This is a genomic window from Pseudomonas sp. LAMO17WK12:I1, from assembly GCF_900177315.1.
Lineage (GTDB): Bacteria > Pseudomonadota > Gammaproteobacteria > Pseudomonadales > Pseudomonadaceae > Aquipseudomonas > Aquipseudomonas marginalis.
Genome location: NZ_FWZV01000001.1, coordinates 137,593 through 160,139, shown reverse-complemented (window position 1 = coordinate 160,139; position 22,547 = coordinate 137,593). Strand labels below are relative to the sequence as shown.

Genomic DNA, 22,547 nt, shown 5'->3' with positions numbered 1-22,547 from the left:
TTGGTTGAGTCAGAAGCGGTAGTCGGCTTTCACGTAGTAGAAGGCGCCTTCGGCACCGGCCGGGGAGATGCTCTGGTAGGCCACGCGCCCGCCGACAAAGCGGTTGGCCACGTCGATCTTGTCCGGGTAACTGTCGAAAATATTGTTGCCGCCCAGGGTCAGGGTGAGCGCCTGGTTGATGTCGTAGGACAGGCTGGCGTTGCTCACCCATTGCGCCGAAAAGGTCTGGTCGCGGGCTTCGCCCAGGTTGGAGTCGAGGGTGTAGGTGCCGTAGCGAATCGTGTTGACGCTCGCCAGCCAGGCGCCCTTGCGCCAGTCGGCACCGAGGATCAGCTTGCTGTTGGGCGAGGCGCTTTCCACATAGCTCAGGGCTTCGCGATTGATCAGGGTGATGCCGGTGCCGGCCAGCGGGCCGGGGTTGTCCTTGATGTCGGTGACCTGGGTCTTGCTGTAGTTGAAGGCGCCGTTGAGGGTCAACTGGCTGGCGTCGGCCAGGTCCAGGCGATAGTGGGCGGCGAGGTCCACGCCGCTGGTCTTGGTGTCGAGTGCGTTGGTGAAAAAACTCACCCCGGAGTAGTTGCCATAGCCTTGGTTGGCGAGGATCTGGCTGACCTGGGTGCCGCTGAGGGTTTCCGACAGGGCAATGCGGTCCTTGATGCGGATGTGGTACGCATCGAGGCTGACACTTGCACGCTCGAGCGGCTGCCAGACCACGCCGAGGGACAGGCTGGTGGATTTTTCCGGCTTCAGGTCACTGGCGCCCAAGGCGCGGGCGACCGGGGTGTTCACGCTGACGGTGCCGACCTGGTAGGCGGTGGGGTCGCCGGCCTTGAACTCGGTCTGGGTCGCCGAGGTGCCGATCTGCCCCAGGGTGGGCGCGCGGTAGCCGCTGCTGAGGGTCGAGCGCAGGCCCCACTGCGGGGTGAAGTCGTAGCGCGCGGAGAACTTGCCGGTGCTGGTGGTGCCGAAATCGTCGTAGTGCTCGCTGCGCCCGGCCAGGCCCAGTTGCAGTTTGTCGGTGACTTGCTGCTCCAGGCCCAGGTAGCCGCCGAACACGTGGCGGGCATAACGGCCTTCGTCGCTGTCCTGGGTGCCGGGGAAGCCCTGGGCGCCGCCGGCACGGGCGGGCAGGGCGCTGCCGTGGGTCCAGGAGGCGAGGTCACCGGCGATCACTTCATAGGCTTCATTGCGCCACGCCAGGCCGCTGGAGAACACCAGCGGGCCCGCGCCCCAGCCGACCTTGAATTCCTTGATATGGTCGAGGCCGACGTTGGTTTGCTCATTGACCAGCGCCCCGGCATTGAAGCTCGTCGGGCTGGCGGCGCCGAGGCTGGCGTTGAGCGAATCGCTGAGGTGATAGTCGATGCGGTTGCGCCCGTAGTTGGCACTGAGGTCGAAGCTGCCGAGTTGCTCATCGCGAATCTTTACGCCGCCGGTGACCGAGGCATCCCGCGAGCGCACGTCGAGCAGCGGCAGGAAGCCGTTGGGGTACACGGCCACCAGGTTGTTGGGGTCGATGGGGCGGCGAAAGGTTGCCTGGGATTCGCCGGTGCGGTCCTGGTAGGTGGCGAAGCCGTACAGGTCGACCGTGTCGCTCAGGGACAGGCCGCTGTTCAGCGCCAGGTTCCAGTCCTCGAGGCCCGGCGAGCCGTAGCGCCAATGGCGGTCGGCATCCGCTTCACGGGCGTCGCCGCTGGGGTAGAACTGCCGGCCATCGGTGCCGCCGGTGGAGGTGCGTTCGCTGCGCAGGCCTTCGCCGCTGAGGGTGAGAAAGCCATCGCCGGGCAAGGTGAAACCGCTCCAGCCTCCCACGGACCGGCGAAAGCCATCGCCCTTGGTGTACTGGCCGAAGGTGCTTTGCACGGCGCCGCCGTGGTCCTGCTCCTTGAGCACGATATTGACCACCCCGGCAATCGCATCCGACCCGTATTGGGCCGAGGCGCCATCGCGCAGTACTTCGATATGGTCGACGGCGCTGACGGGAATCGTCGACAAGTCCACCGCCTGTGAGCCACGCCCCAGGGTGGCCTTGGTGTTGACGAACGCCGAGGCATGCCGACGCTTGCCATTGACCAGCACCAGCACCTGGTCGGCCGCCAACCCGCGTAACGACACCGGCCGCTGCGACGACACGCCATCGGTGCCGTTGACCTGCGGGTAGTTCACTGACGGCACCAGGGTTTCCAGGGCCTTGGCCAGGTTATCGGTGCCGGCGCGCTGCAGTTGCTCGCTGCTGATCACATCCACGGGGGCCGCGCTTTGCAGCGCGGTGACGTCGCTGCGCCGGGTGCCGATCACCTCCACGGATTTCAGGCGTGGCGCCAGCGGTTGGCTGTTGGCCGCTGCTGCAGGGTCGGCCAGTCGATGGATCAATACCGCACCGCTGGCCGTCTGGCTGAAGCCCAACGGGGAGCCGCCCAAGGCAATGCCCAGCGCCTGTTCCTGGCTCAGTCGGCCCTGGATCGCGCGGCTCCCACGGCCTTCCACCAGCGGCGGGTCGAAGGCGATAGGGTGGCCGCTTTGCTGGGAGATGCTCAGCAGCACCTCATCCAGGGGGCCTGCGGGGATATTGAAGTCAATCACCCGTTGTACCGTCGCCGCGTCGTTTTGCGCCAACGCCAGGCTCGGCAGCGTCAGCCCGCCCATGGCCAATGCACACGCCAAAGGCGCCAGGGTGAATCCTGTTTTCAACATGCCAATCTGCTCCGGGTCGTGATGTTCTTTACGACCTTGAGCAACTTCGCGTGTGGATTTTCACTACCAAGTTAGAACGATTAGTTGGGTGTCTAGATGATTTAGTTGCGCTTATAAGCTTCGATCAAATGGGTCTAAGTGCGCAGTGAAAATATAAGGGACTATCTGCACAAGGGTACTGACAGCCAGAACGGGTTGTCCGCGCAAAGCATACAACGTTCACCGCGATGAACGTGTACGGCGGTCTGCACGCTTACGGAGAAGCTCATCAGGAGACAGATGCCCATGTCTGAAGTGCAAGTTCTACAGGTTCATGTCCAACGACCTAGCCGTTCGGTCAGTTGTGGCGAAAAAACGTTTCAGCTTAGCCTTCTCGCGGTAATCAAAGGAGGAGATTGCTATGTCTGAAGCCCTGGCTATTCGTTGCGAGAACACCGTGCCGCGCAGCATGGTGCACCGTGCCGCCGTCAGCGAAGTGTTCCTGACCGGCGCGGAACTGGTAAAGGAAGGACACTTTCGCTGCAGCGCCCAACTACCGCGTACCCACAGTTACTTCAGTGAACATACCCACCGCGCCGCACACTACGACATGCTGTTATTGCTGGAAGTATTCCGCCAGGCGTCAATTTATATCTCCCATGCGTTCCTCGACGTCAGCGCCCAGGACAAGTTTATCTACCTGGACAGTGTGACCCGCGTGACCGACCGGAGTTTATTGGTGGTGGGGGATCGTCCGGCATCCGCCGAGATCGATGTCTACGTGGTGGATGAATACCTGCGTCACGGCGAGCGCAGTGGCGTGACCCTGAACATGTCCCTGAGCATCAATGGTGAAGTGGCTGCACGCCACGAACGCATGAGCATTCGCTGGATGAGCGGCGCGGCCTGGAACAAGATGCGTGCCCGTGGCCTGGCGGCGATTCCCGCCAACGCCGACCCATTGGCACAGTTGCCGCCACCCTTGAGCCCATCCGCCGTAGGGCGTCACTGGCTGAACAATGTGGTGCTCGGCCGTGAACTGGAGCAGGGCGCCGCGACGCTGGTGGCGCCGCTGATCGTCGACCTGAACAACCCGGCGATCTTCGACCACCCCCTCGACCATATCCCCGGCATGCTGTTGCTCGAAGGCTTCCGCCAAGTGGCGCTGGTGGCGGCGGACCGGCAGTTGCAGGTGGGCCCGGAGCAGTTGCTGTTATCCCGCTGCCATGTGGTGTTCACTCGCTTCGGTGAGTTTGGTTTGCCAACCCAGGTGCGTGCGGACCTGACCTCCCTGGCCCGTGACGAACACGGTCGCATCACCCTGGCGCTGGAGGTCGAGCAGGGCGGCGCGGTGATTGCCACCGCTGAGCTCGAGTTGCTGCCGCTGGTCGCCAGCCAACCCTTGGCCCTGGTGGCGGGAGGTGTGCGATGAGCGACCTGCAATTTATCTGGTTCGATTTCGGTGGCGTGCTGTCGCCGCCGATTCCTGCGCTGTTCGAGCAATACCAGGTCAAGACCGGCCTGGCCCCGCACGTGCTGCAACAGGCCATGGGCGATGTGGCCGATGAGTTGGGCGTGCCCATGCTCGCGCCGGTGGAGAGTGCCTTGCTCACCGAGCGCGAGTGGGGCGAGCGCCTGGCGCAGGCCCTGCGCCGCCGTGACCCGCAGGTCGATTTATCCCGCGCTCACCTGCACACCTTCGGCGCGCAATGGTTCGCCGGGGTGCCGGCCAATGCGCCGCTGGTGGCCGCCGTGCGCGCACTCAAGCGTGCTGGTTTTCGCGTCGGCATCCTCACCAACAACGTGGTGGAGTGGGAGCGGCATTGGCGGGCGATGGTGGGCCTGGATGAGGTGGTGGACCTGATTGTCGATTCCAGCCGGGAGCGCAGCCGCAAGCCGGAGCCGGCGTTCTTCCAGGTGGCGACCGCGCGCTCGGGCGTCGCACCGCAGCACAGCCTGTTGATCGACGACGTCGCGGAAAACATCGAAGCCGCCGCCGCGCTCGGCTGGCAAGTGCTGCACTTCATCGACAACCACCAGGCGCTCGCCCAGCTGCAGCGCCTCACCGGTGTCAGCCTGTTGCAACCTGCCGTGGAGCCTGCCTGATGAATATCGCCGTGATCGCCAGACCCGAGGTCACCGTGGCGCGCATCCCGCAGTTGGATGCACCGCCGGCCTATCAACCTGCCAGCCCCGCCAATGGCCTGCCGAGGATTCTGCTGCCCAGCGGCCACCTGGCCTTTCACCTGACCCGTTACGAACACGTGCAGGCGTTGCTGCTGGATAACCGCGCGATACGCGCGCCGTGCAACGAAGAAGACGGCGCGAGCTTTTTGCCGACCATCACGCCGCCTGAACTGCTGCTCAACAACGACATCCCCGACCATGGTCGCCTGCGCAAGGTGGTGGCCCGGGACTTCAGCCCCAGTGGCGTGGCGTTGCTGCGCGACAAGGTGGAACACGCCACCCATGAACGCCTCGATGTACTGCAACGCCAGGCGCCCGGTGCCGATCTGTTTGCCCAGGTGCTGGACCACATCCCCGCCACGGTGGATTGCCAGTTGCTCGGTATCCCCTTGAGTGACCGTGAGTATTACCGGCCCCTCAGCCATACCGTGCAGGTGGCGTCGGACGCCGATGTGCCGGAACTGCTGAACCAGTTCTGGGGCGTGTACAACTACCTGACGGACCTGGTCACCGGTGCGCGGCCCACCGCTCCCGATGGGCTGATCCAGCGCTTCGTCGCGACCCGTGCCGACAGCGAGCCGCCGCTCAACGACAAGGAGCTGGTGGGCATCCTCCTGGGGGTATTGATCGGCGGCGACCAGAACATCCTCACCGTGCTGACCAAATCGGTGTACACCCTGTTGGCGGCCCCCGAGCTGTGGCAGCAATTGGTCGACGATCCGGGGCTGATCCCGGAGGCGGTCGAGGAGCTGCTGCGCCTGATTCCCCTGGGCACCATCTCGACCTTTCCGCGCCTGGCCAGCGTCGACCTGGAAGGGCCGTGGGGGCTGATTCCCGCAGGCAGCATCATTTACGCCGATGCGTTTGCCGCCAACCGTGATCCGGCGGCGTTCCCCGAGCCCCTGGCGATTCGCCTGGACCGCAAGGGCGCGCGGCATTTGCAGTTCGGCTACGGCATGCACAACTGCATGGGCGCCGCCCTGGCGCGCCTGGAAATCACCACGGTGCTGCAGATCCTCGTGCAGCGCTTCCCGAACCTGCGCCTGGCGGTGCCGGCGGACCAGGTGCCCTGGGTCGACGGCATCATCCTGCGCCGTCCTGCCCGCTTGCCGGTGCACGGCTTCACTTCAACCTGACCTTGGAAGGACCCATGAAAACGACCTTTGCCGATACGGCTCTACTGACCATCATCCTGCTGGCGATTTTCGTCGTGCCCAGTTCCATCTCGGGTACGGCGCTCGCGTTGCCGGCCATCGGCGCCGACATCCAGGCGCCGCTGACCAGCCTGCAATGGGTGGTCAATGCGTTCAACCTGGCGTTTGCCTGCTTCACCCTGGCGTGGGGCGCGCTGGCGGATCGGCTCGGGCGCAAACGCTGTTTTGTCGCCGGCGCTTCGCTGTACGTGGTGGCCTCGGTGCTGTCCGCCGTGGCCGAGAGCGCCTGGCTGCTGGATGCGGCGCGGGGGCTGGCGGGCATCGGGGCGGCGGCGATCTTTTCCTGCGGCATCGCGATTTTGTCCACCCACTTCAGCGGCCCGGCGCGGCTGCGCGCGTTTGCCCTGTTCGGCACCGTTGCCGGCCTGGGCGTGAGCCTGGGCCCGACCTTGTCCGGCCTGCTGCTGGACAGCGTCGGCTGGCGCGCGATTTTCTGGGCCCATGGGGTGACCCTGGTGATCGTGCTGCTGGGCAGCCCGTTGATTACCCGCGATGGCGTGCTGGCTGAACGCACCGCGCGCTTCGATGTGCCGGGGGCGACACTGTTTGTGCTGGCATTGCTGGCGCTGATGGTGGCGATTGTGCAGGGTTCGCAATGGGGCTGGAGCAGCCGCGGTGTACTCGGCCTGGTGGCGGTCGCCGTGGTGCTGTTGGCGGTGTTCACCTGGCAGGAGCGTCGCCACCTGCAGCCGATGCTCGACCTGTCGCTGTTGGCGCGCGGGCCCTTTGTCGGCCTGGCGCTGGTCACCGTGGCGGCGTCGTTCGGCTTTGTGACCTTGCTCACGTACCTGCCGAGCTACCTGTTCGGCGTGCTGCAATTGAGCGCGACCCATGCGGGCCTGGCGATGTTGCTGCTGACGGTGCCGATGCTGTTTTGCCCGATCCTGGCGGGCAAGTGGGCGGCACGCGGGGTGTCGGCGATCGGCATTCTCAAGGCCAGCCTGATTGCGTTGCTGGTCGGTGTGGTGGCGTTGGCGCTGGTCAGCCAGGTCGGTGTGGCGCTGTGGCAACTGGCAGTGCCGCTGTTGCTGGTGGGCATCGGCATGGGCCTGTCGGCCGGGCTGGTGGATGGCCTGGCGCTCAAGACCGTGCCGGAGCAGAAGGCCGGGATGGCTGCGGGCCTGCTCAACACCTTCCGCCTGGGCAGTGAAGCGATTGCTGTGGCCTTGTATGGCTCGCTGCTGGCGACCTTGCTCGACAGCCAGTTGCGCGGCACGCTGAGCCGCCTGGCGCCCGACCCGGCGACCCTGCAACGCTGGATCGACGACGTCGCCGCCGGCAACCTCACCGGGTCCCTGCAAACCCTGGGCGCGGAGCAAGCGGCGACGGTGCACAGCCTGTTTATCGGCGGCTATGACAGCGCCTTCCATGGTGTGCTCTGGGCGCTGGCGTTGATCTTGCTGGTGCTGACCGTGGTGGTCACCTGGCTGGTACGCCCATTGCGCGAACAGGAACGCAGCGAGGCGCAACTGGCCACGCACTGAGCCACGCGCCGTACCGCCTGCGACAGCCGCAGGCGGTGCTTTGGCGTGCCCGTAAAAGCGCCGAAGGTTATGCAAAAAATGCAGCTTGATGGCTTTTTTTATTCTTTTATCTGGTGAAGCCCCCTGGGGCAAACTGGACTCACCTGCCCGGACGCAGGTCTACCTCAAACCGACAGGCCCACCACCACTTGTCCGCTGGCGTGTGCAGTCCATGAAGATTATGGACCTATGGACCCGAATGCTTTGCTCAAGACCCGCCTTATCGGCCAGATTTTCCAGCAGCACTACAGCTGGTTGTGCGCGCGTTTGTCGTACCGCAGCGGTTGCAGCCACAGCGCCGAGGACATCGCCGCCGAGACCTTCCTCAAGGTGTGGATGCTGCCCGACCCCACGGCCATTCGCGAACCGCGCGCGCTGCTGACCACCATCGCCCAGCGCCTGATGTACGAGAGCTGGCGCCGGCGCGACCTGGAAAAAGCTTACTTGCAGATCCTGGCCGACGTGCCCGAACACGTGCACCCATCGCCCCAGGAACAACTGATTCTGATCGAGAGCCTGCTGGCCATCGACCGACTGCTGGACGGCCTGTCGGGGCAAGCCAAGGCGGTGTTCGTGCACAGCCAGTTGGACGGCATGACCTACACGCAGATCAGTGAACGCCTGGGCCTGTCCCTGGGGCGCATCCACCAATTGATGACCCAGGCCCTGCGCGCCTGTTACCTGGGGTTGAGCGAGTGAGCAAACAGCCTTTGAACGACCCGGTGGCCGAGGAAGCCATCGGCTGGCTGGTGCAGATCCAGTCCGGCGACTTCAGCCCCGCCCAGCAGCAGGCGCTGGATGAATGGCGGGGCACCTCGGCCCATCATCGCCAGGTATACGCGCAACTGCTCGCCGGCCTCGATCAGCTCAAGGCCTCACCCTGGCGCGGGCGCTCCAGCGCGCAGTTGCTGCGCAGCCTGGAGCAACCCAACAGCCGTCGCGCATTCCTGCGTACCAGCCTGTGCGCGCTGGGACTGGCGGCCGGCGCGGGGTGGGGCTGGCGTTTTGAAGACGCAGGGCAGACCTACGCCACCGGTACCGCCGAGCGTCGCAGCTGGCAACTGGCCGATGGCAGCACCCTCAAGCTCAATGCCCGCAGCGAGGTGGTCTCGACGCAGGCCGGGGACGCGCACAGCCTTGAACTGCGCACCGGCGAAATGCTGGTGAACCTGCTGCGTCCGCTGCAGGTCAAGACCCGCGCCGCCCATATCAGTGCCACCACGGGCCGCCTGATGCTGAGTGAACAGGACGGCGCGATGCGCCTGGTCACCCTGGATGCCGATGCGGTGCTGCACTTCGACGGCGGTGCCCAGCAACGGGTGGCCATGCACCAGAGCACGCTGTTCGACCACCAGCGCATCCTCACCCAAGTGCCCATGGCCGCCACCGAAACCGCCTGGCTCGACGGCTGGCTGGTGGTGCGCAACCAGACACTGGCCAGCGTGGTGGAAGCGATCCGGCCCTACCGCAAGGGCATCGTGCGCCTGGATGCCGCGGTGGCGCAGCTGCGCGTGAGTGGCCGGTTCCCGCTGGATGATGCGCGCCAGACCCTGGAGGCCTTGGAGCAAAGCTTGCCGATCAGGGTGACGCAGTGGGGTGGGGTGCTGGTGTTGATCGGGGCGCGGGCTTAGGGGCCGGCCAGGCGCATGGGGGGGCTGAAGACCACTCCGCCACGCTGGCTGCCGGGGTTATTTCATGTCCCTTGCCTGCACCATTCATTCAGAGCATGCGGCGCAGCACGTCGTTGCGCGGATCGCGGTCGTAGAAGCGGTGCTTGAGGGCGCCTGCGACATGCAGCACGATCAGCACCAGCAGCGTGTAGGCGAGGACTTTGTGCAGCCACTGGAACACCGCGAACCAATCGTCATTCTTCGGCAACAGCTCCGGCAGGTTGACCCCGAAAAAGAACACCCCGTCGCTCATCGTAAAGGTGCTCGACATGGAGTAACCCATCAGCGGCACGATCACCAGCAGGACATACATGACGCGCTGCGTCAGGCGTGACAGGAAGCGTTCATATCCGGCCAGGGTTTCCAGTGGCTGCGGCAGCCTGGGGGTACGAAAGCGCACGGCAAGCTGAGTCAGCACCACCAGGAACGTCAACACCCCGAAGGACTTGTGCCACGGGTAATAGAGCTCGAATTTGCTCGCCACCTCATCATTCATGCCGGTCATATGCCAGCCTGCCCAGAGCAGGCCCAGCACCAGTACTGCCCGCAGCCAGTGCAACAGGCGCAGGGACGTCGGGTAGCGATCGATTGTCGGTTGATCCATTGGGTTCATATCAAGCTCTCCAGGGAGCGATGCACGGTGGAATGGCCACCCTCGACGTTGGAGAGTGGCTCGGTCAGGACAGCGCGTGTGCTCAGGCCGGCAGCAGCACGGTGATGACTTTCTCCTCGGTGTAGGCCAGCGCGCCGCTGAACCCGCCTTCACGCCCGATACCGCTGGTCTTGACGCCGCCCCAAGGCAGGTTGGCGTCCAGCGGGCTCCAGCAGTTGATACCGACGGCGCCGGCCTTTACCGCCGCCGCCACACGGTGCGCCCTGGCCAGGTCGCCGGTCCAGACCGTGGCCGCCAGGCCGTAGGTGCTGTCGTTGGCGAGGGCGATCGCTTCGTCTTCGCTGTCGAACGTGATCAGCGTGCCGACCGGCCCGAAAATCTCGTCCCGGGCGATGTCCATGTCGTTGCGGGCGTTGGCGAAGATCGTCGGGCGCACGAACCAGCCCTGCTCGGGCGTCGAGACGCCGCCGGCCAGCAGGGTTGCCCCCTGGTCGATGCCCCGCTGGATGTAGCGGTTGACGCGATCGAACTGGGCTTTCTTGGCCACCGGACCCATCTGTACCCCGGGCTCGCGCGGGTCGCCGACGTTCACTGTGTGTGCGGCCTCGGCCAGCGCGGCGCCGAAACGCTCGGCGAGGCTGCGCTGCACCAGGATCCGCGAGCCGGCGGCACACACCTGGCCCTGGTTGGCGAACAGGCCGAGTGCACAGCCGCGCAGGGCATCGTCGAAGGACGCATCGTCGAACACAATCTGCGGGCTCTTGCCGCCCAGTTCCAGGGCCACGCGCTTGAACAGCACGCCGGCCGTGCGCTGGATTTCACGCCCGGCCTCGGGGCTGCCGGTGAAGCTGATCTTGGCCACATCCGGGTGCTCGCACAGGGCGCGACCGACTTCGTTGCCGTAGCCGGTGACCACGTTGATCACGCCGTCCGGGAAGCCGGCTTCCTGCGCCAGCAGCGCCAGGTGCAGGGCCGACTGCGGGGTTTCCTCCGAAGGCTTGACCACCACGGTACAGCCCGCCGCCAGCAACGCGGCGAGCTTCCACACGGTGATCATCAGCGGCGAGTTCCAGGGCACGATGGCACCGACTACGCCGACGGGCTCGCGCACCGTGTACGACAGGGTTTTGGTGCCGAAGTAACCGCCGGTGGGAATGGTGCGACCTTCGAGCTGATTGGCCCAGCCGGCGGCGGCGCGCAGGTTGGCGATCGCGTTGGGCAGGTCCATCCGGCGCGGTTCGATGGGCGAGCGGCCGATGGCATTGGCGTCCAGATCGGCCAGCCGTTCGCTGTCGCGCTCGACCAGGTCGGCCAGTTTCGCCAACAGTCGGCCACGCTGGGCGCCGCCGAGTTGGCTCCAGTCGCCCCTTTCCAGTTGGTGGCGTGCCGCCGCCACGGCACGTTCCACGTCTTCGCGGGTGCCACGGGCGGAGCTGCCATACACCTGCTCGGTCACGGGGTTGACCAGGTCGAAACGGCGACGGTCGAAGGCTTCGCAGGGCGTACCTTCGATGAAATGATTCAAGTGCTCAGTCATGTTGCGGTCCTCGAGTAGTGGGCAGGCTCACGCCTTGAGGGACGCCAGGGCGTCGCCGAAGATGTCCAGGGCCTTGAAGAACAGTTCGCGGGAGATCGTCAGCGAGGGCATCACGCGCATCACGTTGCTGTAGCGGCCGCAGGGGATCATCAGCACGCCGTGGTTGAGCAGGTAGCCCATCAACTGGCCGATCTTTTCGCCCGCCAGGGGCGCCTTGGTGAGCGGATCCTCGACCAGTTCGATACCGATCATCAGGCCGCGCCCGCGCACTTCGCCGACCAGCGGGCTGTTGAAGCCGCGAATATGCGCCTGGGCTTCCAGCCCCAACGTGTGGGCGCGGTTGAGCAGGTCGAGTTGTGGATCCTGCAGGATGCTGATGTTGGTCAACGCCACGGCCGCCGACAACGAGTTGGCGGCAAAGGTGTTGGGCATCGAGCCGTCGGGAATCTTGGCCGCCAGGTCCGAACGCATGATCAGCCCGGCCATGGGCAGGTCGCTGCCGATGCCCTTGCCGAAGGTGAGCATGTCGGGCTTCACGCCGGAATGTTCGACCGCCCACATCTTGCCGGTGCGTCCTGCACCGGATTGCACTTCATCGACAATCAGCAATGTGCCGCTGCGGTCGCAGGCCTGGCGCAGCAATTGCAGGAATTCCGGCGAGGGTGGCACGTAGCCGCCTTCGCCCTGCACCGGCTCCACGATCACGGCCGCCACGTCATCGGCGGCGGTATAGGGGGTGTTCAACAGGTAGTCGATGTACTCGCCGGCGATCTGCTCGGCGCTTTTGTGGGTGGTGTCGAAGGGGAAACGGTAGGCGTACGGGTAGGGTGCGTGGATCACGCCCCCCATCTGGGCACCGAAGCCCTTGCGGTAGGCGGTGCCGGTGGTCAGCGCGCCCGAGGCATGCCACACGCCGTGGTAGCCGCCATGGAAGGCGATGATCTGGTGGCGTCCGGTAATGCGCCGGGCAAACTTGATCGCGGCCTCCAGCGCATCGCTGCCGCTCTGGGTGAAGAAGGTCACGCAGTCGCCACGCAAGCCATCGGGGGCGATCTCGGAGAGCTTGGCCGCCAATTCGGTGCGCCGCGTGCTGTTGATTTCCAGGGCGTGCATCAGCACTTCGGACTGTTCGCGAATCGCCTGCACCACTTTGGGGTGGCAGCGGCCGACGCTGCTGACACCGACGCCGGCGGACAGGTCGATGTAGGTGTTGCCGTCGGGGTCTTTGAAGGTCGCACCGAAGGCGCGGTCCATGGCCACCGGCATGCGGCCGCCGCCGCGTGCCATCGACTCGGTGCGCGCCGACAGCGCCAGGGCCTCGCAGGTCTTGGGGCCGGGCAGTGTGCCGGAGACAATGTGCGGGGCATCCGCGAAGTGCAGGGCTTGAAAGTTGGCTTCACTCATGACGGTCTCTCTGGAATGTCGATTTAAGTGTGCCGATCATCTCCGCCGCGGGTTCCCGGCCGGTAGCCCGAATCGGCACATGAGACGCGGGCATTCCAGCGCATAAACAATTTGCAGGATGTGACCGATGTGCGAGTATCAAAGGCATCGGCGATCTAAAAACAAGAATGTTGGTAGAGGCACACCCCCCAATGAAAAACCAGACGATCAGCCATTTCCGCGATATCCACGTCCACGCAGCCACCATCCAACAGTGGAGCCAGGACTACAGCCAGCTCACCGCCGGTTCGGCCGAGAGTTCGCTGATGCAACTGACGACGACCGGTTGCCACCTGTTCCTCGAGCAGATCAACCAGCGTGTGGTGCAGAACGGCGTGGCGCCTCGCGACAAGATGTGCTTTGCGGTGCCGATCAATGTGCCCGGCTCGGTTCGCATGCAGGGCCGCGAGGTGGATGACAGCAGCCTGTTCTTCCTCCACGGTGGAGAGGAGTTCATGTTCCATATGCCGATGGGCATGGAGCTTTTGTCCATTACCTTTGAGCGTGAATTGTTCGAAGAGGCGCTGGAACAGACGGCGTCGGCGAAAGAACTCAATCGGTTGCTGCGCCAACCGGTGATAAAGGTGTCTCCCCAGCGTTTCGTCCAGGCCCGGCGTCGATTGCTGGCATTGTTCTCCGAGGCCCTGGTAAACGATGACCTCGACTACACGCGCGAGCGTGAGTCGGCGCTGGAACAGGCCATGCTCGGCGAGCTGCTGCAACTGATGACCGACCCGGCCTGTGACAAGCAGCAGCGCAGCCCCAGTTCCACGCGCAGCTTTATCGTCGAGAAATGTCATCGCCTGGCCACGACCGAAATGATCGACGTGCCCAGCGTGATCGATTTGTGCCAGCGTCTCCAGGTGAGTCGGCGCACGGTGCAGAACAGCTTCCGCTCGGTCGCCGAGACCACACCGCTGAATTACCTGCGCTCAGTGAGGCTCAACGGCGTACGCCGAACCTTGATGTCTACCCGGGCATCCGAGCTGTCGATTGGGGATGCCGCCGCCCAGTGGGGCTTCTATCACCTGAGCCATTTTGCCGCGGAGTACCAGGAGCTGTTCGCGCAGTTGCCGTCCCACACGACCCGCGCCGCCATTACCGGCAACGTGCGCGCCTGAACCCAAGCCTTTAGCAAGATCTGAATCAGCCTGCGTCGTCCGCTCGGGATGTGCAGGTGTTTCGCCGTGGGCGCTTGCGTTACCGATTTGGGATACCGGCACGCTGTCGGGCAGGCATAGGATCGATGCCAGCGTGCAACAACAACGACAAGCTATTCGGTACCGGTCGACAGCCGGCTGCACCGATCCTACAGCGACTGCCTCATACAATAAGGTCAACAGCATGAGTGTATCCAACTCGATCAACAGCTCCACGGAGCTCAAGCGTGGCGCCCTGGGTGTGGGCTTTATCATCTTCTTCGTGGTATCGGCGGCAAGCCCGCTGAGTGTGATCGCCGGCGGCTTCCCCATCGGCATCATGCTGGGTAACGGCGCGGGCACCCCGGCGTTGCTGATCCTGGCCTTGCTGGTACTGCTGGCGTTCTCGGTGGGTTACACCACCATGGCGCGCCACCTGACCAATGCCGGCGGTTTCTACGCGTTCACCGCCCGTGGGCTGGGCGGCCTGGCCGGTGGCGCGGCCGGGGTGCTGGCGATGTTTGCCTATAACATCCTGCAGGTCGGCTTGTACGGCATGTTCGGCGGGGTAGTCAGCGGCACCATGGAAGCCGCCTTCGGCCTGGTGCTGCCGTGGTGGTCCTATTCGCTGATGGCGATGGCAAGCATCGCGATCCTGGGGTATCGCAAGATCGACCTGTCCGCGCGGGTATTGTCGGTGATGGTGATCGCCGAGTACCTGGCGATCCTGGTCCTGGATTTCGCCATTCTCAAGTCCGGTGGCGACAGCGGCATCAACCTGGATTCGTTCAGCAGCCGCCATGTGTTCAGCGGCACGCCGTCAATCGGCCTGCTGTTCTGCTTCGCCGCCTTTATCGGCTTCGAGGCCACCACCATCTACGGTGAAGAAGCCCGGGACCCGCAGCGCACCATTCCGATTGCGACCTACTGCTCGGTGTTGCTGATCGGCGGTTTCTACGCGTTGTCGGTGTGGTCGATGGTGGTGGGCGTGGGTGCGGACAAGATCGTGCCGATGCTGCAGGCCTTGCAGGACCCGACCACGTTTATCTATGGCATGTCCGACCACTTTGTCGGCCCGCAACTGACCCAGGTTATCCGCGTGCTGTTCATGGTCAGCATCTATGCCGGCCTGCTGGCCTTTCACAACGCCGCCGCCCGTTACTTCTACGCCATCGGCCGTGACGGCCTGTTGCACAGCCAGTTGGGCACCACCCATCGGGTGCACCAGAGCCCGCATATGGGCTCGGTCTTGCAGAGCCTGATCTCGGCCGTGGTGGTGTTGATTTTCGCAGCGCTGGATGCCGATCCGATTCTGCAGCTGTTTGCCTGGCTGTCCAACCTGGCCACGCTGTGCGTGATCCTGCTGATGGCGCTGACCTCGGCCGCGGTGCTGGTGTTCTTCCGGCGCCATCCGCAGCTCAAGGTCGGGCTCTGGCGTGGGCAGATCCTCCCCGGTTTCTCGTGCCTGGCGCTCGTGGCCGTGCTGGTGCTGGCGGTGGTGCATTTCGATGTGCTGACCGGTGCCAGCCAACTGCTGTCCTACGGCCTCTGCGCGATCATTCCCCTGGCGTTGCTGGGCGGTGTATTCCTCGCGGCGCGGCTGCGCAAGGCGTCGCCGCAGCGGTTCCTGGCCTTGGGCAGCCACAAGCTTTAAGGCGTGGGCGGCGGTGTCTGCCTGCTCAGCCTGACCAGCAGCGCGTGGTCAAGGCTGTCGAAGGGTCAACCAGGCTGGAATGACCACGCCTGCCGAGTAGGCCCCGCTGGAAATACTCCCGAGGATCAGCCAGCGGCGTGGATAAATCATGGGGGAATTCAATGTTGGAGAGTTGAAAGGCGGCCACCGCAGCTCAGTCAGGCGGCACGCCATTACACGCGGAAATGCCCGACCAGCTGTTGTTGGTGATTGGCCATCTGATGCAATGCGTCACTGGCCTGCGACGCCTCGTGCATGCGCCCGGCGAGTGTTTCGCTGATACCGCGGATGTCGCTGACGCGATGGCTGATATCGTCCACCACGCTGCTCTGCTCCAGGGCCGCACTGGCGATCTGCTGATTCATTTGTTCGATCACATCCACGGCCTGGGAAATATGCCCCAGCGCAACCCGGGTCTGTTGCACCTGGAGCACGCTGCCGCCCGCTTGCTCGCGGCTCAGTTGGGTACTGTGCACCACCGCCTGGCTCAGCTGTTGCAACGTTTCGATCACCGTGCGTACCTGTTCGACCGAACTCTGGGTGTTGCTGGCCAGGTGCCTGACTTCATCGGCCACCACCGCAAAACCGCGACCCTGCTCGCCGGCACGGGCCGCTTCGATAGCCGCATTCAACGCCAGCAGGTTGGTCTGTTGCGCGATGGCGCTGATCACGTCCAGTACCTGACCGATCTGGTTGCTGCTGTCGGCCAGGGCGTTGACTTGCTGGAGGGTGGTTTCAAGGCGTTGGTCGAGGGCCTCGATGCTGCGTTCGGCGGTGGAGAACACCGCCTGGCCTGAGCGGCTCGCGTTTTCGGCGGCGGTGGCGGCGTCGGCGGCGCTGTGGGAGTGACGGGCCACTTCCTGGGCACTGGCGCTCATTTCGTGCAGCGCGGTGGCGGCCAGCTCCACTTCGCGGTATTGGCGCTGCATACCGGCACTGACTTCGCGGGCAATGCCGGACGAGGTGTCGGCGCTGTCGCGGGTGTCCAGGGACGCGGTCTGGATGGCGCGAATAATCGGCTGCAAGGTGTCGAGGAAACGGTTGAAACCATTGGCCAGGCGGCCCAGCTCGTCGCGTCGCCCGAGGGGCAGGCGCTGGGTCAGGTCCCCGTCGCCTTCGACAATGGCATCGAGCAGCTCGGCCATCTTCAGCAATGGGCGAGTCACGCCGTAGGCCGCCAGCCAGATCAGCAACATCCCCAGGCTGCTGGCCAGGATGCCCAGGCCAAGGTTGAGCCAGTTGGACTCACGGCTTTTGTCGTCCAGTTCGCTCTGCATCTGCCGGGCGGACGCCTGCACCCGTGCCTGCGGGACCTTGATCTGCAGTTGCCAGGCTGGGGTGCCCGCTGCCGTTTGCACGGATTGGCGGATGTCCAGGGTTTCCCCCGCGACATCGCCGCTGCGTCCCGCCACTTGACCCGAAGCCGACACCAGGGTGACCTGGCTGTCGCCCTGGTAGAGGTCCTGGCTGAGGTTGGCGGCCAGTTTCTGCAAGGTGTCGAGGCTGATGTCCATGCCCACCACGCCGAGCACGTTGCCGTCGACGATCAGGGGGATGGAAATGCTGCTCATCAGGGCTTTGTGGCCTTCCACTTCGATGGTGTACGGCTCGACCACACACACCTGTCGTTGCGCCTGAGGGCAAGCGTACCAGGCGTTTGCCGGTGCGCTGCCGGGGGGCGCTGTGTTGGCGGCGATTTGTGCCTCGCTCAACACCTCCTGCACCAGTTGCCCCGGCTGGCTCTGGGACCAGTACAGCGCAAAGCGCCCGGTTTCATTGCCGGCCAGGGCGCGTTGGTCGCGCCAGTCGGCGTCGCTGCCGGCCAGTGCATCGGGCAGCATGATCACGTACAGGCCGAGGACTTTTTCGCGCTGCCTGAGGGCTTCTCGGGCGATGCCGACCAGGGCTTGACGCAATTGCACGACCGTCAGGCGTCCATTGAGGGTTTGCTCGCGCAGTTGCAGAACCTGCTGGGCGAACCCTTCGCCATACAGCGCGGTTTCATTGAAAAACCGCTCCACCTGTTGGCCATGAGCCACGGCCTGGGCCTGCAAGCGTTCCAGCGCGGCCTGTGTCAGCAACGCGCTGCTTTGCTCCTTGAGCAGCTTTGCACTGGTTTGATTCTGGTAGGCGCTGGCGCCAATCAGCGCGCCCACGACTGCCAGCAGGCAAAGTCCGCTCAGCAGGGTGATACGCCATTGGAGGGTGAGATGGGCTGGACGCATGGCTGGGGCTTCCTACGGGGGCGTTGGCGGTGATGGGCACGTTCTTATTCTTGTTGCCGGCATCCGCGCATAGCACGGGTGAGGCTAGGGTGCGGGCATGACAGGCCGGGCGGCTATCCCGAATCGGCAACAGCGCGAGGAGGGATCGGGCGGCCCCGACCTGTTTTGGGGCGGGGCTTTGGATGCTACCGATTTGGGATAGCGAGCCGTTCCAGGGCGGGCATAGGATCAAATTCAGCGCGCAACTAAAACAAAACGCTAACCGGTGCCGATGCGGTGTGGTCGGGCCAACCCAAAAGCGACTGCCTCATACAATAAGGTCAACAACATGAGTGTATCTATCCCGGTCAACAGCTCTACGGAGCTCAAGCGTGGTGCCCTGGGTGTGGGCTTCATCATCTTCTTCGTGATATCGGCGGCAAGCCCGCTGAGTGTGATCGCCGGCGGCTTCCCGATCGGCATCATGCTGGGCAACGGTGCCGGTACCCCGGCTTTGCTGATCCTGGCCTTGCTGGTGCTGCTGGCGTTCTCGGTGGGTTACACCACCATGTCGCGCCACGTGACCAATGCCGGTGGCTTTTACGCGTTCACGTCCCGTGGCCTGGGTGGCCTGGCGGGCGGTGCCGCTGGGGTGCTGGCGATGTTTGCCTATAACATCCTGCAGGTCGGGTTGTACGGGATGTTCGGTGGTGTGGTCAGTGGCACCATGGAAACCGCCTTCGGCCTGGTGCTGCCCTGGTGGGCCTACTCGCTGATGGCGATGGTGAGCATCGCGATCCTGGGCTATCGCAAGATTGACCTGTCGGCGCGGGTGCTGTCGGTGGTGGTGATCGCCGAGTACCTGGCGATCCTGGTCCTGGACTTTGCCATCCTCAAGTCCGGCGGCGACAGCGGCATCAACCTGGACTCGTTCAGCAGCCGTCATGTGTTCAGTGGTACGCCGTCAATCGGCTTGCTGTTCTGCTTTGCCGCCTTTATCGGCTTCGAGGCCACCACTATCTACGGCGAAGAGGCCAGGAACCCCAAGCGCAGTATCCCGATTGCCACCTACTGTTCGGTGTTGCTGATCGGTGGTTTCTACGCGTTGTCGGTGTGGTCGATGGTGGTGGGCGTGGGGGCGGACAAAATCGTGCCGCTGCTGCAGTCCCTGCAGGACCCGACCACCTTTATCTATGGCATGTCCGACCACTTTGTCGGCCCGCAGCTGACCCAGATCATCCGCGTGCTGTTCATGGTCAGTATCTATGCCGGGCTGTTGGCCTTTCACAACGCCGCCGCGCGTTACTTCTACGCCATCGGCCGCGACGGCCTGTTGCACAGCCTGCTGGGCACCACCCATCGCGTGCACCAGAGCCCGCATATGGGCTCGGCGTTGCAAAGCCTGATCGCTGCGGTCGTGGTGCTGATATTTGCCGCGATGGATGCCGATCCGATCCTGCAACTGTTTGCCTGGCTGTCCAACCTGGCCACGTTGTGCGTGATCCTGTTGATGGCGCTGACCTCGGTGTCGGTGTGCGTCTACTTCCATCGGCATCCCGAGCTGAAGGTCGGGCTCTTGCGTGGACGGATCCTGCCCGGTATTTCGTGCCTGGCGCTGGTGATGGTGCTGGTGTTGGCGGTGGTGCATTTCGATGTGCTGACCGGTGCCAGCCAACTGCTGTCCTACAGCCTCTGCGCGATTATTCCGGCGGCCTTGATCATCGGCATCGTGCTCGCCGCGCGACTGCGCAACAGCTCGCCGCAACGCTTCCTGGCCTTGGGCAGCCACAAGCTTTAAGGCCCCCGCGTTTTTATCGCTCGACTAACCAGACAATCGCAGCCTGCCGTTGCTCGGCATGGCGCGCCAGCGTGTGAAAGGAAGGTTTCAAATGCACAACTATAAAATGCTCATCGATGGGATCCAGGTGGCCGGTGAAGAAGGCCGGTTCGATGTGATCAACCCGGCCACCGGGGCCGTGTTCGCCCAATGCCCGGCCGGTTCCCTGGGGCAACTCGACCAGGCGGTGAACGCCGCGCAGTTGGCCTTCAAGAGCTGGCGCCACAGCAGCCACCCTGATCGCTGTGAACGTTTGTTGGCGATTGCCGCCGATATCGAGCAGGAGGCCCCATCACTGGCCCGGCTGATTGTGCTGGAACAGGGCAAGCCATTGGAGCTGGCCTTTTCCGAGGTCATGGGCGCCGCCGCCTGGACCCGCTACGCGGCCGGGCAGGAAATTGCGGTGGAACGGGTGGAAGAAACGCCCACCCAGCGCATTGAGCTGCACCGCAAACCCTTGGGCGTGGTGGCGTCGATCACCCCCTGGAACTGGCCGTTCATGATCGCCGTCTGGCACATCATGCCGGCGCTGCGTGCCGGCAACTGCGTGATCAGCAAACCGTCGAGCCTGACGCCGCTGAGCACCCTGGGCCTGGCCGAGATCATTGCCCGGCATGTGCCCCGTGGCGTGATCAACTGCGTGACCGGCGAGCAGGGCTTCGGCAGTGCGATCACCTCGCACCCGGGGATCCAGAAGATCGTGTTCACCGGTTCCACGGCCACCGGGCAAAGCGTGATGCGCGGTGCCGCCAGCAACCTCAAGCGCCTGACCCTGGAACTGGGCGGTAACGACGCCGCCATCGTGTTGCCCGGCACGCCGGTGGAGGCGGTGGCCGAGGCGATCTTCCAGGCGGCCTTTCTCAACATGGGCCAGACCTGTGCTGCGCTCAAACGCCTGTATATCCATGAGTCGCAGTACGAGGCTTTTGCCGACGCGCTGATGCACATTGCGGCGCGCCAGGTCGTGGGCGACGGCCTGGACGCCGGTGTCACCTTCGGGCCGGTGCAGAACCTTGAGCAACTGGAACTGGTGGAAGCCCTGGTCGATGACGCACGGGCCAACGGTGCGCGGGTGTTGTGCGGCGGTGCGCGTCTGGACCACCCCGGGTTTTTCTATCCACCCACCCTGGTGGCGGACGTGACCGACGGCCATCGCCTGGTGGACGAAGAACAGTTCGGCCCGGTGTTGCCGTTGATTGCCTACCGGGATGTCGAGGATGTCCTGAAGCGCGCCAATGCCGGTGACATGGGCCTCGGCGGCTCGGTCTGGGGGCCGGATGTCGAGCAGGCCCAGGCCTTGGCCAGTCGCCTGGAGAGTGGTGTGGCGTGGGTCAACTGCCACGCCCAGATCCAGCCGAACACGCCGTTTGGCGGCAGCAAGATGTCGGGGTTCGGTGTCGAGTTCGGTCTGGAGGGGCTGCTGGAGTTCACGGGGCAGCAACTGTTGTTTGTGCGCAAGCAGGCTGTCGAAGAAGGAGTTTGAGCCATGCGTTATCTATCCCGTCATCCCGTATTCGGTTGCACGCTTGTGTGCACCCTGGCGCTCGGCGCTATCAGTCAGGTGCACGCTTATGAGCTGTACAGCGATGAGAGCCGTCACCTCAACGCCGACATGACCGCGGTGTTCGGTCAGTTCAACAGTCGCAAGAACTACGATGGCACGCCGGGCGGCTCCAGTTGGCGTGAAGGCTTTATCAAGTATGGCTTGAGTGGCGACCAGGCACTCGGCGGCATTGGCCGCGCCTACGGGGCATTTGCCCTGGTCAGCTCCGCCACGTGGGGCGATGGCGATCCGGGTGGCAACAGCCTCGGCACCGAGCGCACCACGAAGATTGAAGACGCCTACCTGGGCTGGCGCTCCGGCGATCTGTTCCCGGCGCTCGGTCAAGACGGCGTGGATATTTCCGGCGGGCGCCAGGTGGTCAAGGTCGGCCGAGGGTTCCTGATCAACGACGATGGGCTGAACCCGGGCAAGGGCCCGGCGGATGGCACCTTGAACCGTGGGGGCGCCTACTACCTGGCGGCCCGGCACGCGTTCGACCAAACCGCGGTGGTGCGCCTGGGGGGGCAGGATGGCCTGCACGGCAGTGTGCTGTGGCTCAAGTCCGATAACCGTATCCAGGCCGAAACCGAACTGGCCGCCGCGACCCTGGACTACACCGCCCGGCCGGGGACGCTCGGCTTGACCTGGGTGCACGGCCTGGACGTGAACGATCAATGGGCCAGCGACTTTCAACGCCAGCGCAAGGGCATGAATGTCTACAGCGTGCGCGGTGAGGGCGATGCGGGCATCCCCAACGTCAGCCTGGCCTTCGAGTACGCCTGGCAGGACAAGGACGCGGGGCCAGAAAAAGCCTGGTACGGCGAAGCGGGCTACACCTTCGCCGATATCGCCTGGGCGCCCAAGGTGACGTATCGCTACACCCGCTATTCGCAGAACTGGGATGCACTGTTCACCGGCCAGAGCACGGGCTACGGCACCTGGTTCCAGGGCGAAGTGGCCGGCAACTACGCCGGGCCGTTCAACACCAATACCCGCATCCACCATGTCGGGCTGAAGGCAACCCCACTGGAAAACCTGAGCCTGGGCGCGCTGTATTTCGACTACGCCACCGTGCGCAAAAGCAACGCGTTGAACCTCGATGGCCGTGAGTTGGATGTGTACGCCGAGTGGGCGGTCAACCCGCACTTGATCATCACCCCGCTGGTGGGGCTGTACACACCCAGGCAGGACGCGACCACCGGGGGCAATCAGGTCGGCGGCAACGGCACCAACCTGTACAGCCAGTTGACGCTGGCCGTGCCGTTCTGAGC

15 protein-coding genes and 2 pseudogenes are annotated in these 22,547 nt (G+C 64.4%); 11 read left to right on the top strand and 6 right to left on the bottom strand.

The features are described 5' to 3' along the window. Positions 1 to 9 precede the first annotated feature (9 nt). A complete protein-coding gene (locus B9N88_RS00770) occupies positions 10 to 2,694 on the bottom strand; it encodes a TonB-dependent receptor (RefSeq protein WP_051429378.1) in 2,685 nt (894 codons plus the stop codon). Between the two features lie 400 nt (positions 2,695 to 3,094). Between B9N88_RS00770 and B9N88_RS00765 the strand changes: the two genes are divergently transcribed. The 6 genes from B9N88_RS00765 to B9N88_RS00740 all read left to right on the top strand — a co-directional run bounded on the left by B9N88_RS00765 (position 3,095) and on the right by B9N88_RS00740 (position 9,228). Beyond that, positions 3,095 to 4,105 (top strand): ScbA/BarX family gamma-butyrolactone biosynthesis protein, encoded by a 1,011-nt coding sequence (locus tag B9N88_RS00765; protein ID WP_027606696.1) that lies wholly within the window; start codon positions 3,095 to 3,097, stop codon positions 4,103 to 4,105. Continuing rightward, positions 4,102 to 4,779, top strand: a complete 678-nt coding sequence (locus tag B9N88_RS00760) for an HAD family hydrolase (protein ID WP_027606695.1) — start codon at positions 4,102 to 4,104, stop codon at positions 4,777 to 4,779. The genes B9N88_RS00765 and B9N88_RS00760 overlap by 4 nt, the downstream gene beginning before the upstream one ends. Next, positions 4,779 to 5,996, top strand: coding sequence for a cytochrome P450 (locus B9N88_RS00755; RefSeq protein ID WP_143491227.1), 1,218 nt, complete (start codon positions 4,779 to 4,781; stop codon positions 5,994 to 5,996). The genes B9N88_RS00760 and B9N88_RS00755 overlap by 1 nt, the downstream gene beginning before the upstream one ends. A gap of 14 nt (positions 5,997 to 6,010) precedes the next feature. After that, on the top strand, positions 6,011 to 7,558 hold the full coding sequence (locus tag B9N88_RS00750; protein ID WP_027606693.1) for an MFS transporter: 1,548 nt from the start codon (positions 6,011 to 6,013) through the stop codon (positions 7,556 to 7,558). A gap of 228 nt (positions 7,559 to 7,786) precedes the next feature. Next, a complete protein-coding gene (locus B9N88_RS00745) occupies positions 7,787 to 8,296 on the top strand; it encodes a sigma-70 family RNA polymerase sigma factor (protein ID WP_027606692.1) in 510 nt (169 codons plus the stop codon). Then, entirely contained in the window at positions 8,293 to 9,228 is a 936-nt protein-coding gene (locus B9N88_RS00740) for a FecR family protein (protein ID WP_051429377.1), read from the top strand. Before B9N88_RS00745 ends, B9N88_RS00740 begins: the two co-directional genes overlap by 4 nt. A gap of 88 nt (positions 9,229 to 9,316) precedes the next feature. Here B9N88_RS00740 and B9N88_RS00735 read toward each other — a convergent pair whose 3' ends face one another. The 3 genes from B9N88_RS00735 to B9N88_RS00725 all read right to left on the bottom strand — a co-directional run bounded on the left by B9N88_RS00735 (position 9,317) and on the right by B9N88_RS00725 (position 12,821). Further along, complete coding sequence (locus tag B9N88_RS00735) at positions 9,317 to 9,880, bottom strand: cytochrome b (RefSeq protein ID WP_027606691.1); 564 nt, start codon at positions 9,878 to 9,880, stop codon at positions 9,317 to 9,319. Positions 9,881 to 9,962: 82 nt separating this feature from the next. Then, entirely contained in the window at positions 9,963 to 11,417 is a 1,455-nt protein-coding gene (locus tag B9N88_RS00730) for an aldehyde dehydrogenase family protein (protein WP_027606690.1), read from the bottom strand. Between the two features lie 27 nt (positions 11,418 to 11,444). Further along, the gene (locus B9N88_RS00725; RefSeq protein ID WP_027606689.1) at positions 11,445 to 12,821 is read right to left on the bottom strand and encodes an aspartate aminotransferase family protein; all 1,377 of its coding nucleotides are present in this window, start codon (positions 12,819 to 12,821) and stop codon (positions 11,445 to 11,447) included. A gap of 191 nt (positions 12,822 to 13,012) precedes the next feature. Between B9N88_RS00725 and B9N88_RS00720 the strand changes: the two genes are divergently transcribed. Together B9N88_RS00720 and B9N88_RS00715 are read left to right on the top strand one after the other, a co-directional pair. After that, the gene (locus B9N88_RS00720) at positions 13,013 to 13,981 is read left to right on the top strand and encodes a helix-turn-helix domain-containing protein (protein WP_027606688.1); all 969 of its coding nucleotides are present in this window, start codon (positions 13,013 to 13,015) and stop codon (positions 13,979 to 13,981) included. A gap of 223 nt (positions 13,982 to 14,204) precedes the next feature. After that, positions 14,205 to 15,653: an APC family permease gene (locus B9N88_RS00715; protein WP_027606687.1), complete on the top strand. Its 1,449-nt coding sequence runs from the start codon at positions 14,205 to 14,207 to the stop codon at positions 15,651 to 15,653. A gap of 212 nt (positions 15,654 to 15,865) precedes the next feature. On the opposite strand, the pseudogene B9N88_RS33110 reads toward B9N88_RS00715, so the two are convergent. Beyond that, a pseudogene (locus B9N88_RS33110) lies at positions 15,866 to 16,408 on the bottom strand (methyl-accepting chemotaxis protein); the annotation flags it as partial. A gap of 315 nt (positions 16,409 to 16,723) precedes the next feature. Beyond that, positions 16,724 to 17,533, bottom strand: a pseudogene (locus B9N88_RS33105) (HAMP domain-containing protein); the annotation flags it as partial. A gap of 712 nt (positions 17,534 to 18,245) precedes the next feature. On the opposite strand from B9N88_RS33105, the gene B9N88_RS00705 reads away from it, so the two are divergent. From B9N88_RS00705 to B9N88_RS00695, 3 genes are all read left to right on the top strand, one after another. Further along, a complete protein-coding gene (locus tag B9N88_RS00705; RefSeq protein WP_027606685.1) occupies positions 18,246 to 19,694 on the top strand; it encodes an APC family permease in 1,449 nt (482 codons plus the stop codon). Between the two features lie 91 nt (positions 19,695 to 19,785). Continuing rightward, positions 19,786 to 21,216 (top strand): aldehyde dehydrogenase family protein, encoded by a 1,431-nt coding sequence (locus B9N88_RS00700; protein WP_027606684.1) that lies wholly within the window; start codon positions 19,786 to 19,788, stop codon positions 21,214 to 21,216. 3 nt (positions 21,217 to 21,219) lie between these two features. Beyond that, positions 21,220 to 22,545: a hypothetical protein gene (locus B9N88_RS00695; protein ID WP_027606683.1), complete on the top strand. Its 1,326-nt coding sequence runs from the start codon at positions 21,220 to 21,222 to the stop codon at positions 22,543 to 22,545. The last annotated feature ends 2 nt before the right edge of the window (positions 22,546 to 22,547 follow it).

Bases quoted from the DNA above. Each gene is read 5' to 3' on its own strand.
- B9N88_RS00745 (WP_027606692.1), top strand. From the start codon at position 7,787: ATGGACCCGAATGCTTTGCTCAAGACCCGCCTTATCGGCCAGATTTTC.
- B9N88_RS00770 (WP_051429378.1), bottom strand. From the start codon at position 2,694: ATGTTGAAAACAGGATTCACCCTGGCGCCTTTGGCGTGTGCATTGGCC.
- B9N88_RS00730 (WP_027606690.1), bottom strand. From the start codon at position 11,417: ATGACTGAGCACTTGAATCATTTCATCGAAGGTACGCCCTGCGAAGCC.
- B9N88_RS00735 (WP_027606691.1), bottom strand. From the start codon at position 9,880: ATGAACCCAATGGATCAACCGACAATCGATCGCTACCCGACGTCCCTG.
- B9N88_RS00720 (WP_027606688.1), top strand. From the start codon at position 13,013: ATGAAAAACCAGACGATCAGCCATTTCCGCGATATCCACGTCCACGCA.
- B9N88_RS00700 (WP_027606684.1), top strand. From the start codon at position 19,786: ATGCACAACTATAAAATGCTCATCGATGGGATCCAGGTGGCCGGTGAA.
- B9N88_RS00760 (WP_027606695.1), top strand. From the start codon at position 4,102: ATGAGCGACCTGCAATTTATCTGGTTCGATTTCGGTGGCGTGCTGTCG.
- B9N88_RS00765 (WP_027606696.1), top strand. From the start codon at position 3,095: ATGTCTGAAGCCCTGGCTATTCGTTGCGAGAACACCGTGCCGCGCAGC.
- B9N88_RS00705 (WP_027606685.1), top strand. From the start codon at position 18,246: ATGAGTGTATCTATCCCGGTCAACAGCTCTACGGAGCTCAAGCGTGGT.
- B9N88_RS00695 (WP_027606683.1), top strand. From the start codon at position 21,220: ATGCGTTATCTATCCCGTCATCCCGTATTCGGTTGCACGCTTGTGTGC.
- B9N88_RS00715 (WP_027606687.1), top strand. From the start codon at position 14,205: ATGAGTGTATCCAACTCGATCAACAGCTCCACGGAGCTCAAGCGTGGC.
- B9N88_RS00725 (WP_027606689.1), bottom strand. From the start codon at position 12,821: ATGAGTGAAGCCAACTTTCAAGCCCTGCACTTCGCGGATGCCCCGCAC.
- B9N88_RS00755 (WP_143491227.1), top strand. From the start codon at position 4,779: ATGAATATCGCCGTGATCGCCAGACCCGAGGTCACCGTGGCGCGCATC.
- B9N88_RS00750 (WP_027606693.1), top strand. From the start codon at position 6,011: ATGAAAACGACCTTTGCCGATACGGCTCTACTGACCATCATCCTGCTG.